8 protein-coding genes are annotated in these 13563 nt (G+C 72.5%); 7 read left to right on the top strand and 1 reads right to left on the bottom strand.

Annotated elements, in window-relative coordinates:
- Positions 1-2: 2 nt before the first annotated feature.
- From dgoD to AB0B94_RS06345, 7 genes are all read left to right on the top strand, one after another.
- Positions 3-1151, top strand: coding sequence for a galactonate dehydratase (gene dgoD / locus AB0B94_RS06375; protein ID WP_357269087.1), 1149 nt, complete (start codon positions 3-5; stop codon positions 1149-1151).
- Between the two features lie 31 nt (positions 1152-1182).
- The gene (manD, locus tag AB0B94_RS06370) at positions 1183-2412 is read left to right on the top strand and encodes a D-mannonate dehydratase ManD (RefSeq protein WP_112619703.1); all 1230 of its coding nucleotides are present in this window, start codon (positions 1183-1185) and stop codon (positions 2410-2412) included.
- Positions 2402-2992 carry a gluconokinase gene (locus AB0B94_RS06365; RefSeq protein ID WP_357269084.1) on the top strand — a complete coding sequence of 197 codons (591 nt, stop codon included), beginning with the start codon at positions 2402-2404 and terminating at the stop codon, positions 2990-2992. The genes manD and AB0B94_RS06365 overlap by 11 nt, the downstream gene beginning before the upstream one ends.
- Before the next feature lie 56 nt (positions 2993-3048).
- Positions 3049-4755, top strand: a complete 1707-nt coding sequence (locus tag AB0B94_RS06360; protein ID WP_357269081.1) for an ABC transporter ATP-binding protein — start codon at positions 3049-3051, stop codon at positions 4753-4755.
- On the top strand, positions 4752-6578 hold the full coding sequence (locus AB0B94_RS06355; RefSeq protein WP_357269078.1) for an ABC transporter ATP-binding protein: 1827 nt from the start codon (positions 4752-4754) through the stop codon (positions 6576-6578). Before AB0B94_RS06360 ends, AB0B94_RS06355 begins: the two co-directional genes overlap by 4 nt.
- 169 nt (positions 6579-6747) lie before the next feature.
- A complete protein-coding gene (locus AB0B94_RS06350; protein ID WP_357269075.1) occupies positions 6748-7326 on the top strand; it encodes a sigma-70 family RNA polymerase sigma factor in 579 nt (192 codons plus the stop codon).
- Between the two features lie 81 nt (positions 7327-7407).
- A complete protein-coding gene (locus tag AB0B94_RS06345; protein WP_357269072.1) occupies positions 7408-7869 on the top strand; it encodes a hypothetical protein in 462 nt (153 codons plus the stop codon).
- 68 nt (positions 7870-7937) lie between these two features.
- Here the strand turns inward: AB0B94_RS06345 and AB0B94_RS06340 are convergent, their stop codons facing one another.
- Positions 7938-13400 (bottom strand): carboxyl transferase domain-containing protein, encoded by a 5463-nt coding sequence (locus AB0B94_RS06340; RefSeq protein WP_357269070.1) that lies wholly within the window; start codon positions 13398-13400, stop codon positions 7938-7940.
- Between the last annotated feature and the right edge of the window lie 163 nt (positions 13401-13563).

Genomic DNA, 13563 nt, shown 5'->3' with positions numbered 1-13563 from the left:
ACATGACGACGATCGCGAAGGTGGAGACGTTCCTGGTCGCGCCCCGCTGGCTGTTCGTCCGGATCGAGACGCAGTCCGGCATCGTCGGCTGGGGCGAGGCGACCTGCGAGGGCAGCTCCGAGACCGTGCGCACGGCCGTCCACCAGCTCAGCGAGCTGCTCACCGGACGGGACGCGCTGCGGATCGAGGACCACTGGCAGGTGCTGACCAAGGGCTCCTTCTACCGGGGCGGGCCGATCCTGGCCAGCGCGGTGTCCGGTCTGGACCAGGCGCTCTGGGACATCGCCGGTAAGCACTACGGCGCCCCCGTGCACCAGCTCCTCGGCGGGCCGGTCCGGGACCGGATCCGGGTCTACGGCTGGATCGGTGGTGACGAGCCCGCCGAGATCCGCGACCAGATCAGCGCCCGGATCGAGGCGGGCCTGACCGCGGTGAAGATGAACGCGTCCGGGCGGATGGGCGCGCTCGCCTCGGTTGCCGACCTCGACGCGGTGGTGCGGCGGGTGGCCGTCGCCCGCGAGGTCCTCGGCGACGACCGCGACGTCGCTGTCGACTTCCACGGTCGGTTCACAGTCGCCAACGTCCGCCGGATCGCCCCGCTCCTGGAGCCGTACCGGCCGTTCTTCCTGGAAGAACCGGTGGTGCCGGAGAACTCGCACCTGATCGGTGAGGTCGTCCGCTGCACCACCACCCCCATCTCGACGGGGGAGCGGCTCTACAGCCGGCAGGAGTTCCTGCCCGTGCTGCAGGCCGGCATCGCCGTGGCTCAGCCGGACCTCGCGCACGCCGGCGGCATCACCGAGGTTCGCAAGATCGCCACGTTGGCCGAGCTGTACGACGTGCAGCTCGCCCCGCACTGCCCGCTCGGGCCGATCGCCCTCGCCGCCTGCCTCCAGGTCGGCTTCGCCACACCCAACTTCCTGATCCAGGAGCAGAGCATCGGCATCCACTACAACCAGGGCGCCGAGGTGCTCGACTACTGCCTCGACCAGACTCCGCTGACCTTCGTCGACGGGTACGTGCAGCGGCTGACCGCGCCCGGTCTCGGCATCGAGATCGACGAACACGCCGTGCGGACCGCTGACAAGCGCGGGCACGCCTGGCGCAGCCCGACCTGGCGGCACCCCGACGGCTCCTACGCGGAGTGGTGAGACCCCGACCGGCGAGAACGAAAGGCACCCCGTGAAGATCGTCGCAGCAGACATCATCGTGACCAGCCCCGACCGGAACTTCGTCACCCTCAAGATCACCACTGATGAGGGCATCACCGGTCTGGGCGACGCCACGCTCAACGGCCGCGAGCTCTCCGTCGCCTCGTACCTGCGTGACCACGTCGCCCCGCTGCTGATGGGGCGGGACCCGCACCGGATCGAGGACACCTGGCAGTTCCTGTACCGGTCGGCGTACTGGCGGCGGGGCCCGGTCACCATGGCGGCCATCGCCGCGGTGGACGTCGCGCTCTGGGACATCAAGGCCAAGGCCGCCGGCATGCCGCTGTACCAACTGCTGGGCGGCGCGTCGCGCACCGGCATCATGGCCTACGGGCACGCGTCGGGACGCGACATCCCCGAGCTGTTCGACTCGATCCGCCGCCACCTCGACGAGGGCTTCCGGTCGATCCGGGTGCAGACCTCGGTGCCGGGGATCAACGCGGTCTACGGCGTGGCCGCGCAACCCAGTTCCACCGGCCAACGCTACGACTACGAGCCCGCGCAGCGCACCCCGCTGCCCGCCGAGGAGGACTGGGACACCCGCGCGTACCTGCGCCACCTGCCGTCGGTCTTCGAGGCGGTGCGTGGCGAGTTCGGCCCGGAGTTGCCGCTGCTGCACGACGGTCACCACCGGATGACCCCGATCCAGGCCGCCAAGCTCGGCAAGGCCCTCGAACCGTACGACCTGTTCTGGCTGGAGGACTGCACCCCGGCCGAGAACCAGGAGGCGCTGCGGCTGGTCCGCCAGCACACCACCACCCCGCTGGCGATCGGCGAGGTCTTCAACACGGTCTGGGACTACCAGACCCTGATCCGGGAGCAGCTGATCGACTACGTCCGGTCCGCCGTCACCCACACCGGCGGCATCACCGCCATGCGCAAGCTGCTCGACTTCGCCGCCCAGTACCAGATCAAGTCCGGCATCCACGGCCCCACCGACATCTCCCCGGTGGGCATGGCCGCGGCCCTGCACCTGGACCTGGCCATCCACAACTTCGGGATCCAGGAGTACATGAAGCACACCCCGCTGGCCAACGAGGTGTTCCGGCAGTCGTTCACCTTCACCGACGGCTACCTGCACCCGGGCGACCAGCCCGGGCTCGGGGTGGAGCTCGACGAGGAGGCGGCGGCCCGGTTCCCGTACGAGCCGGCGTACCTGCCGTTCAACCGGCTCAAGGACGGCACGGTCCATGACTGGTGAACGGCGCGGCGCCCGGCCCACCCGGCATGTCGTGGTGATGGGCGTCTCCGGGGCCGGCAAGACCACTGTGGCGCGGGGGATCGGCGCGGCGACCGGGCTGACGTTCGCCGAGGCGGACGAGTTCCACTCCCCGCAGAACGTGGCGCGGATGCGCTCCGGCGTACCGCTGGACGACGCCACCCGGTGGCCCTGGCTGCGGGACATCGCCGGGTGGATCGCCGATCGCGGCGCGGAGGGCCGCTCGACGGTGCTGGCCTGCTCGGCGTTGAAGCGGTCGTACCGGGACGTGCTCCGCCAGGGCCCGCTCCGGGTGGACTTCGTGCACCTGGACGGGCCGGCGGAGGTCATCCGCGCCCGATTGGCCCGGCGCGAGGGGCACTACATGCCGGCCAGTCTGCTGGAGTCGCAGCTCGCCACGCTGGAGCCGGCCGAGCCGGACGAGTCGGTGCTCGTACTCGATGTGTCGTTGGCGCCGGAGGCCCTGGTCGCGGCGGCCGTCAAGGGTCTTGGTCTGCCCGCTTCGGTGCCGGTGGGGGAGCAGCGGGACCGTGCGTCCGATCCCACTCCCGGGGCATGTTAGGTTAGCCTGCCCTAAGCATAAGTGGAGTCTGTCGCCGTGCCCTCATCGATCCGAGCATGACAGTCGCCGAGACCACCGGTGGGGTGGTGCTCCGTCGCGCGCTGCGTCGGCAGCGCGCCCGGGTGGCCGGCGGCATCGCGCTGCTCTGCACCCACCAGGCCACCGAAGCCCTCGTCCCGGTGGCCATCGGCGTGGTCATCGACAGCGCGGTGGCCACCGGGGACGTCAGCGCCCTGCTGCTCTCGCTGGGCGGCCTGGCCGCCCTGTTCACGGTGCTCGCCTTCGCCTACCGGGCCGGCGCGCGACTGGCGTTCGCCGCCGTCGAACACGAGGCGCACGCCACCCGGGTCGAGATCGTCCGCAGCGCCCTCGACCCACGTGGACGCCGGTCAGGCATGCGTGACGGCGAACTGCTGTCAGTGACGGCCTCCGATGCCGAGCTGTCCGCGCTCGTCGTACGGGTCGCGGGACTCACCGCCGCGGCGCTCACCGCCATCGTGGTCGCGGCCGTCGCGCTGCTCGTCGTCGACGTCCCGCTCGGCCTCGGGGTGCTCATCGGCGTACCCCTGCTGGTCGTCGCCCTGCAGCGGATGGCGCCGCTGCTCACCCGGCGCAGCACGTCGCAGCAGGAGGCGCTCGCCGCCACGACCGCCCTCGCCGTAGACCTCGTCAGCGGTCTGCGCGTGCTGCGCGGCATCGGCGCACAGGACCACGCCGCCCGCCGGTACGCGGGAGCCAGCCGCCACGCGCTCGACGTCACCCTGCGTGCCGCCACCACCAAGGGACTGCACCTCGGACTCACCACCGGTGTCAACGGCCTGTTCCTCGCGACGGTCGCCGGATTCGCCGGTTGGCTCGCGCTACAGGGCCGGCTCACCATCGGCGAGCTCGTCGCCGTGGTCGGGCTGGCCCAGTTCATCGCCGAGCCGGTGCAGACGCTCGGGTACTGCGTCCAGTTGTTCGCCATGGCCCGAGCCTCCGCGGGGCGGGTCGCCCGGGTCCTCGGCGCCGCGCCGGTCGTCCAACCGGGCGACGCCGGGCCGCCCACCCCGACTCCGTCCCGGCTCGCCCTCGACGGCGTCTCGTACGCGGGCCTCGACGACGTCAACCTGCGCGTCCGCGCCGGTGAGATCCTTGGCGTGCTCGCCTACGACCCGAGCGAGGCCGAGGGGCTGGTCGCGCTGCTGGCCGGTCGGGTGCCCCGCGCGGACCACCGGGGTACGGTCCGCGTCGACGGCGTGCCCGCCGACGAGCTGCACATCGACGCCGCGCGCGCGGTGGTCCTGGTCGAGCAGCACGACGTGGCGCTGTTCGAGGGGACGCTGCGCGCCAACCTCAGCGCCGGGGCCTCCGTCGACGACGAGGTGCTGCGTGCCGCAGTGCGGGCTGCCGCAGCCGAGGACGTGCTCGCCGCGCACCCGCACGGATTCGACCGTCTGCTCACCGAACGCGGGGCGAACCTCTCCGGTGGGCAGCGGCAGCGGATCGGGCTGGCGAGGGCCCTCGTAGCCGACCCGCCGGTGCTGGTGCTGCACAACCCCACCACGGCGATCGACGCGGTGACCGAGGGGTTGCTCGCCACCAGGCTGGCCGAGGCTCGCGGGGCGGGCACCCGTGGCACGGTGCTGATCACCACCAGCCCGGCGCTGCTGCGGATCACCGACCGGGTCACGGTGATCGACCGGGGACGGGTCGTCGTCGAGGGTCCGCACGAGCGGTTGCTCGCCAGCGACGCCCGCTACCGGGAGGAAACCCTGCGATGACGTCCGAGCCGACCACCCGGCACCTGCTGCCGACGGCCACCGGCCGGCAGACCTGGGCCGCCCTCCGTGGCGAGCTGGCGCTCCTGCCGAGGCTCAGCGCCGTCGCCGGCACGTTGCTCATCGCCGCCGCCGCGACCGGGCTGGTCGCCCCCTGGGTCCTCGGGCGCCTCGTCGACGACGTCATCGCCGGGACCGACACGCCCCGGGTGATCGCCTGGGCCGCCGTGATCGCGGGCGCCGCAGTGCTCGCCGGGCTCCTCACCGCAGTCGGAGCGGCGGTCGCCGCGCGTCTCGGCGAGACAGTGCTGGCCCGACTCCGGGAGCGGGTCCTCGACCGGGCCCTGCACCTGCCCTCGGCCACTCTGGAGCGGGCCGGGACCGGGGACCTGGTGGCCCGCGCCGGCGACGATGTGGCAGTGGTGACGAACGTGATCGCCACCAGCGGCCCCGCCTTCCTCGGCGCGCTGCTGTCCGTCGTACTGACCGCGGCGGGGCTCTTCGCCCTCGACTGGCGGCTCGGCATCGCCGGGTTGGTCGCCGCCCCGGCGTACGCGGTGGCGCTGCGCTGGTATCTCAAGCGTTCGGTGCCGTACTACGCCCGCGAGCGGGTGGCGACGGGCGAGCGCGCGCAGGCGACGGCCGAGGCGCTGCGGGGCGCGGCCACGGTGCGCGCCTACCGGATGGAGGACGCCCACGTCGCGCGGATCGCGCAGCGCTCCGGCGTCGCCCGCGACCTGTCGCTGGAGATCTTCGGTCTCTACACCCGCTTCGGGCTGCGCATCAACCGCTCCGAGTTCGTGGGGCTCGCCGCCGTGCTGCTCGCCGGCTTCCTGCTGGTCCGCGGTGAGCTGGCCACCGTCGGCGCCGCCACCACTGCCGCCCTCTACTTCCACCGCCTCTTCAACCCCATCGGCCTGCTGCTGTTCGAGTCGGACTCGGTGTTGCAGGCCGGGGCCAGCCTGGCCCGACTCGTCGGGGTCACCACCCTGCCGGACACCGGGGCCTCCGCCGGCACCGAGCCCAACCGCCACGACCGGGGCGCACCGGCGGCACTGGAGGTGACCGTCCGGCAGCACCGCTACGACGACGGGCCGGTGGTGCTGCGGGACATCGCCCTGCGTCTCGCCCCCGGGGAGCGCGTCGCCCTGGTCGGCGCGAGCGGCGCGGGCAAGAGCACCCTCGCCGGCATCATCGCCGGCATCATCGCGCCCACCGACGGCGCGGCGACCCTGCGCGGCGTGCCGCTGACACAGCTCGACGAGCACCGCCTCCGCCGCGAGATCGCCCTGATCAGCCAGGAGGTGCACGTCTTCGCCGGGCCGCTCGGCGACGACCTGCGCCTCGCCGACCCGGACGCCACCGACGCCGAGATCGCCACCGCCCTCGACCTCGTCGGCGCCACCGAGTGGGTGCGGACCCTGCCGGACGGCCTCGCCACAGCGGTGGGGGAGGGCGGGCGGCAGCTCACCTCGGCCCAGGCCCAGCAACTCGCGCTGGCCCGCCTCATCCTCGCCGACCCGGCAGTGGCGGTCCTCGACGAGGCCACCGCCGAGGCGGGCAGCGCTGGCGCACGCGACCTCGACCGCGCCGCCGTGGCGGCCACCGAGGGCCGTACCACGCTGATCGTCGCCCACCGACTCAGTCAGGCCGCCACCGCGGACCGCATCGTCGTCCTCGACCAGGGGCGCGTCGCCGAGCACGGCACGCACGCCGAACTGCTCAGGGCCGGGGGCGGGTACAGCAAGCTGTGGCGCTCGTGGAGCATGCCCGACCCGGCGGTCCCGCGTGAACGGGAGAGCGCGGACCAGCCCGTCCCGCGCTGAGCGGCCCGGGTCCCGGCCACCTCGGACATCCCGAGATCAGCCGAACCTGGGAACCTCGGGAACTTTTCCGGACCGGCCGGCGACCACCAGAGTGCGCGGCCGACCGGCGGCGTTCCGACGACGGCATCTCGGCATGAAGGAGCGCCCGTGGCACACAGGACGGTGGTCTGTGCGGAACGGCGTCGCTGACGACGACCAGGTGACCCGGTGGGCGCGGGAGGCGGGCCAGGGTGACCGGCAGGCCGCCACGGCGTTCATCCGGGCACTACAGGACCAGGTCTGGCGATTCCTGTCGCACCTGGCCGGGCCGGGAGAGGCCGACGACCTGACCCAGGAGACGTTCCTACGGGCAATTCGCAACCTGCCCGGCTTCGCCGGCCGCTCGTCGGCCCGCACCTGGGTGTTCACCATCGCCCGGCGCGTTGCGGTGGATCACGTCCGGACGGCGGTGGCCCGGCCGAGGCTGGCATCGGTGCCGGACTGGCAGGCGGCGGCCGAGACCGCCGGTGCGATCACCGCCGGTGCCGACGAGGGCGTGACCCTGCACCAGTTGATCGCCGGACTGACCCCGGAGCGCCGTGAGGCGTTCGTCGCCACCCAGGTGCTCGGCCTGTCCTACGCCGAGGCGGCGGACGTCTGCCAGTGCCCGGTCGGCACGATCCGTTCCCGGGTCGCCCGGGCGCGCGAGGATCTCGTCGCCGCCTGGCAGGCCGACACCGACCCGAACCACGGGCGACGAACCGGCTGAGGTGACCCGAGAGCTGCGGGCGCAACCCCCGCTCGGTCAACGAGATGGACGGGGCGTGCCCCGCTTCCTAAGATCACGCCGGTGAACACCGAACCGCTCAACGTCGCCGGCGTGGCTGGCCCGATCGTCGTCGCCACCAAGGCATTCTTCGGCCACCCTGCCGTCACCGTCGGCGGAGTGCCGGCCCCCAGGACGGGCAGACGTTACGCGTTGCCAACTGTGGATGGTGGTGTCGTCCAGGCCACGGTACGCACAGTGCTCGCCGACCCTCACCCGACCGTGGAGGTCAACGGTGTGCAGCACCGCACCGGGCCCCCCATGCCGATCCTCCTGCGCATCCTGGTTCTGCTGCCGATCCTGCTGTTCACCGTCGGCGGCATCCTGGGCGCGCTGGTCGGAGCAGTGGGCGTCTGGGGGAACCTGACGGTCGCCCACACCCGGATGGCACCCGCGGTCAAGGCGCTCGCCATGGTCGGCGTCGGTGTCGGCACTGTCATCGTCTGGCTCGCCGTCGCCGTCGCGCTGGCCGCGGCGCTCAGCTAGACCCCATCCGGTCAGCACCACCGGCCGACGACCGGTGGTGCTGACCTGGTGCGGGCATTGCGGCCGCTCTACCCCAGGCGGGCCTCGATGGTCTCGATGATGCGCGGACGCAGCTCCGCGGCGCGGATGACGGCGTCCACCGAGCCGACCTCGACGGCCCGGTGGATGTTGTGCACCCGGTCGAACTCCGCTGCCACCTCGCTGAGTTTCTCCGCGCGCACCGACGAGCGCAGCTCGTCGAGCTCCGCGGTCAGCGCGGCGCGTTCGGTGCCAGCCGAGGCGGCGGTGCGGGCCTCCAGGTCCCGCACCCGCGGGTCGGCAGCCGTACGAGCGTTGACGTCGGCGGAGAACACCACAGCGGCGGCGGGTGCGCCACCGAGCACCGAGGCGAACGAGCCCTCCAGCGCCAGCACCGTCATGTTCGGGTTCAGCGCCTTCGAGAACACCACGAACGCGCCGCCGTGGTAGCGCGAGATCACGCAGAAGACGATGGGCCCCTGGAAGTTCACGATCGCCCGGCCGATCTCGGCGCCGTACTCCAGTTGCAGCTTGCGCATCGACTCCGGTGAGCCGTCGAAGCCGGACAGGTTCGCCAGCACGACGAGCGGCCGGTTGCCGCTGGCCGCGTTGATCGCCCGCGCGGCCTTCTTCGACGAGCGGGGGAACAGCGTGCCCGCCGTGTAGGTGTCCGGGCCGTCGGTGGGCGGGAAGCCGTGCCGGGGCACCGACCGGGACTCGATGCCGAGCAGGCAGACCGGGATGCCACCGAGGTGGACGTCCTGCACGACGGCGGTGTCCGCGTCCGCCATGCCGGCCCAGCGCTCCAGCACCGGGTGGTCCTGGTCGGAGAGGGCCCGCATCACCGTACGGATGTCGAACGGCTTCTTGCGGTCCGGGTTGGACTCGACGGAGAAGATCTCCCCGACGGTGGCGAAGGCGCTGCCCGCCACGTCGTGCGGGAAGCTGGAGATGTCGCGGTCGGCCGGGTCGGTGGTGACCGCCCGCCGGGGCGCGTCCTCGCCGGGCGCGACGTACGTGTGGTCGTAGTGCGCCATCACGACGTCCCGCGCGGCCGTCAGGTTCGGCGCCCAGTACTGCGCCTGCCCGTTCGGCCCCATCACCCGGTCGTAGCCGCCGATGCCGAAGTTGTCCTCAGCCGACACGCCACCGGAGAAGTCGAGCGACTGCTTGCCGGTGAGCACCATCGCCGAGTCGGGCGTCATCACCAGGATGCCCTTGGTGTGCATGAGCATCGTCGCCTCGGCGTTCCAGTACGGCTGCGCGCCGACGTTGATGCCCGCGACCACGATGTTGATCTCACCGCCGGCCTGGGTGAACTCGACGATCCGCTTGAGCGCCGCCGCCACCCAGTCCATGTTCTCCGTGCCGGAGGTCATCGAGATCCGGGCCCCGGCGGACAGCGCCCACCACTCCAGCGGCACCTGCATCCGCTCGGCCAGATCCAGTGCGGCGATCACGCGCCGGCACTCCGGCTCCGACAGGGCGCCCAGCGACTTCGTCGGGTCGCCGAGCAGCACCACCCGGGTGACACCCTGGGGGTAGCGCTCGGTCGGCGTCGTGACCACCCCGGCGACGATGGCGGCGCTGTTGCGCCCCTTCGCCCGGTGCACCGGCACCAACACATGGTCGTCGTCGAGGTCGTGCTCGACGAAGTCGCCGAGCCGACCGGTCAGCTCGTACGGGTACACGGTGTTGCGGCTGCTGGCCCGCAGCACCTTGAGCCGGTACTCGTCGAGCGGCTCGATCGGCTCGACCGGCGGCTCCCCGACGACCAGTTCGGCGCCGCCCGCGGCGTCGAACGAGATCCGTACGGCGATCTTGGTCAGCTCGCCGGTGCGGCGGTCGCGCTGGCGCGCGATGAACAGGATCTCCTCCAGGCCGGCGCCCGCGGTCGTCGGGCGGACCCGCCCGGCGATCATCTCCATCTCCTCGCGGGTCAGCTCGCTCGGCGGCCACACGTAGACCACGATGCGGTTGGTGTTGAAGCGCGTCTTCGACGGTCGCCGCGACTGGGCGCGGCGGATCGAGTCGAGGCAGGCGGCGATGGCGTCCTCTGTCGTCGGCAGCGCGACCAGGCGGCCGTCCTGCTCGCGAAGCTCGGTCAGGTCACGCACCTGCGCGAACGCGACGAGGCGCTCGTCGGCCCGGTTCTTCCGGGCCACGCACTGGAAGAGGTAGACCTCCTCGTCCGACGACGGCAGCCGGGTCAGGTCGAACTTGTGCAGCCGTTCCAGCTGCATCCGCTGCGCGATGTACGGGTGCAGCCCGCGGATCAGCCGGTCCTCGGTCAACTGGGCGCCGGACGGGCGGAAGGTGAAGTGGTGGTGCATGACCGCCCCGCCGCGACCCGCGACGGTGGTGGTGACCCGACGGACCTGGGGCGGCAGCGGGTGCGCGGCGATGACCTCGGCCAGCGCGCCCGCCATCGCGTCGAAGTCCTCCGGCTGGTTCTCCCAGCCGAGGTAGATGTCGGCGTCCACGGCGTCCTCGCCGGTGGCCAGCTCGGTCAGCCCGCGCAGGGCGCTGCCCAGCGCGTCGAAGCTGACCGCGGCGGAGACCACGCTCGAGTCGCCGCGCTCGGCGACCACGAACGTGCAGCCGGCGACCTCGCGGGTGCGCACGCTGGTGAGCGACCGGTTGCCGTAGTACCGCCGGGTCAGCACCTCCAACATGACCGCGTTGTCGAGGTGGTCGCGGACGAGTCGCTGGCCGAGCAGCCGGACCAGCGGCTCGGTGCTGCGCACCATCTCGGCGATGCGCTCGGCGCGGTCCGGGGCGTCCGGGTGCGCGTCGAGGTGCCGCAGGTGCCCACGGACCTCGGCGTAGACGCGGGCGCGGTTGCGGCGCAGCAGCGGCTGGGCGAACCAGGCGAACACCACGCCGCGGGCGAGGTCCGCAACCACCGGGAAGCGGACCTGCGTCGCGGCGATCAGCCGTTCCAGCGCGAGGCCGGCCGGCTCGCGCAGCGTCTCGTCCGGCGGGGTCTCCCGCAGCCACGCGCGCAGCAGCGCCGCGATGACCTGCGCGTCCGCGGAGGCGCGCTGCTGGGCGAGGAAGATCCGGAAGACGGCGGCTTCGAGGGCCGGGGTGCGGTCCAGGTCGGTGACGCCGTACCGGCCGAGCGCCTTGCCGAGCCTGGTCTGGAAGGCGTCCGGCAGCCCGGCCCGCTCGACGTCGAGGCTCTGCAGGTAGGTGTGGAAGTACTCCCGGGCGCTGTGCACGTGCGCGGCGCCGCCGTCCTCGCCCGTCGGCCGGTTGCGGCTCAGTTCGGCGAGATCGGCGAACACCTCGATGAGGTCGAGTTCGGCGGCCAGGGGCCGCTGACCGGCTTCGGCGGCCGCCCGCCGCGCGCTGAGGTAGTCGTCGAGCACCCGACGGTCGTCGTGCGGGTCGACGTCGAAGCCGAGCAGCAGACCCCGCAGGTCCTCCTGGCCGCGCCTGCTGCGCTCGTACGCCGGGATGTCCGCGTCGGCGGTGGGCAGGTCCAGTTCGACGGTCTCGGTGCTCGGGTCGTCGGCGGCCTGCTCGGCGTCGTCCGCGAGCGGCTCCAGGCGCAGCAGCGGCGCACCCGCCTCCACCTGGCTGCCCACGGACACGGCGCACTCCTTGAGTCGCGCCTTGAACGGCGCCCGCAGCACCGTCTCCATCTTCATCGCTTCCAGCACCAGCACCGGCGCGCCCGCCTCGACCTCCGCGCCGACCTCCAGCGGCGTGGCGACGACCAGCGCGGGCATCGGGGAGCGCAGGACGCCACCCTCGTCCCGGCTGACCCGGTGGGTCACGCCGTCCACCTCGACCAGGTGGGTCGGCCCGTACGTGCCGGTGAGCAGGCGGTAGCGGATGCCGTTGACGACGATCTGACCGGTGTGCCGGTCGAAGCGGTCGAGCTCGACGTCGGCGGTGCGCATCACCGGGCCGGCTTCGATGCCGACCCGGAACCGGTGCGCGCCGACCCGCGCCACTCGGGTGCGGTAGCCGACGCCGCGCAGCTTGAGGTCCAACGGTCGGCCGCTGGCGTGCTGCACCTGTGGGCGTCCGCCGGCCGCCGTCGACAGCAGCCGCTGCCGTTCGACGCGCTCCTCCTCCTCGTACGCCTCGATGGCGGCGGCGGCCAGGGCGACAGCGGAGTGGCGGTGGGTGACGAGGCGGCCCTCGCCGCGGACGCGGTCGATCCAGCCGGTGTCCGCGCTGGCGTCGATCACTTCGGGTTGGTCGAGCAGGTCGAGCACGAAGCTCTTGTTCGTCGCCCCACCCTCGATTATCACGGTGGTGTTCGCCATCGCCCGGCGTAGCTTGCCGAGCGCCTCGTCGCGGTCCCGGCCGTACGCGATGATCTTCGCGATCATCGAGTCGAAGTCGGCCGGAATGGTGTCACCCTCGCTGACGCCGGTGTCCACCCGGATGCCGGGGCCGCTGGGCAGGTCCAGCCGGGCGATGCGCCCGGGGGACGGGGCGAAGTCGCGGTCGGGGTCCTCGGCGTTGAGCCGCGCCTCGATGGCGTGCCCGCGCTCGGCCGGCGGCGCACCTTCGAGTCGCCCGCCGGAGGCGACGTGCAGCTGCGCCTTGACCAGGTCGAACCCGGTGGTCAGCTCGGTGATCGGGTGCTCGACCTGGAGGCGGGTGTTGACCTCGAGGAACGCGAACAACCGGTCCCCGGGGTGGTAGAGGAACTCGACTGTCGCCGCGCCCCGGTATCCGACGGCCACTGCCAGCCGCTCGGCAGACGTCTTCAGCTCGGCGGCCTGTGCCGGGTCGAGCACCGGTGACGCCGACTCCTCGATGACCTTCTGGTTGCGTCGTTGCACCGAGCAGTCGCGGACGCCGAGCGCCCACGCGGTGCCCTGCCCGTCGGCGATCACCTGGACCTCGACGTGCCGAGCCCCGGTGACCAGGCGCTCCAGGAACACGATGCCGCTGCCGAACGCCCGTGCCGCCTCCTGGCTGGTGCGCTCGTACGCGTCGACCAGTTCGGCCTCGTTCCTGATCACGCGGATGCCGCGCCCGCCGCCGCCGGCGGTCGCCTTGAGCATCAGCGGGTAGCCGACCTCGGCCGCGGAGGCACGTGCGGCGTCCAGGGTCTCGACGGCGCCACGGCTCCATGGCGCGACCGGCACGCCGACCTTCTCGGCGATCAGCTTCGAGCCGATCTTGTCGCCGAGTTGGCGCATGGCGTCCGCGCTCGGCCCGACGAAGGTGACGCCGATCTTCTCGCACAGCTCGGCGAACGCCGGATCCTCGGCGACGAAACCCCAGCCGACCCATGCGGCGTCGGCCCCGGTCTCGGTCAGCGCGCGCTCCAGCACCGTCAGGTTGAGGTACGGGCGAGCGGAGGCCGGGCCGAGATCGTAGGCGATGTCCGCTTCGCGGACGAACGTGGCGTTGCGGTCGACATCGGTGTAAAGAGCCACGGTTTCGAGCGGGATGCCGGTCTCCGCGGCCAGCTCGCGGACCGCGTGGATGAGCCGCATGGCGGCTTCACCACGGTTGACGATGGCGACACGGTTGAACACCCGAAGAACCCCTTAGCTAGACCTCGACCTGCGTGCCGGGAGACGACGGCTCCCAGCAGTGATCACCTTTCCGGGTGGCGGCGGCCAGCGCTATGGCGCAACCACCGAACCCACCGTCGCTCAGTTGTAGGAAGTGCACAAAACTTTTTGGCACCCCCGGGGA

Source organism: Micromonospora sp. NPDC048986 (assembly GCF_040649335.1).
GTDB lineage: Bacteria > Actinomycetota > Actinomycetes > Mycobacteriales > Micromonosporaceae > Micromonospora > Micromonospora alfalfae.
This window is presented reverse-complemented; position numbering and strand designations above follow the sequence as displayed.

Excerpts from the sequence above, each read along its gene's own strand:
- AB0B94_RS06365 (WP_357269084.1), top strand. The coding sequence starts at position 2,402 with ATGACTGGTGAACGGCGCGGCGCCCGGCCCACCCGGCATGTCGTGGTG.
- AB0B94_RS06360 (WP_357269081.1), top strand. The coding sequence starts at position 3,049 with ATGACAGTCGCCGAGACCACCGGTGGGGTGGTGCTCCGTCGCGCGCTG.
- dgoD (WP_357269087.1), top strand. The coding sequence starts at position 3 with ATGACGACGATCGCGAAGGTGGAGACGTTCCTGGTCGCGCCCCGCTGG.
- AB0B94_RS06355 (WP_357269078.1), top strand. The coding sequence starts at position 4,752 with ATGACGTCCGAGCCGACCACCCGGCACCTGCTGCCGACGGCCACCGGC.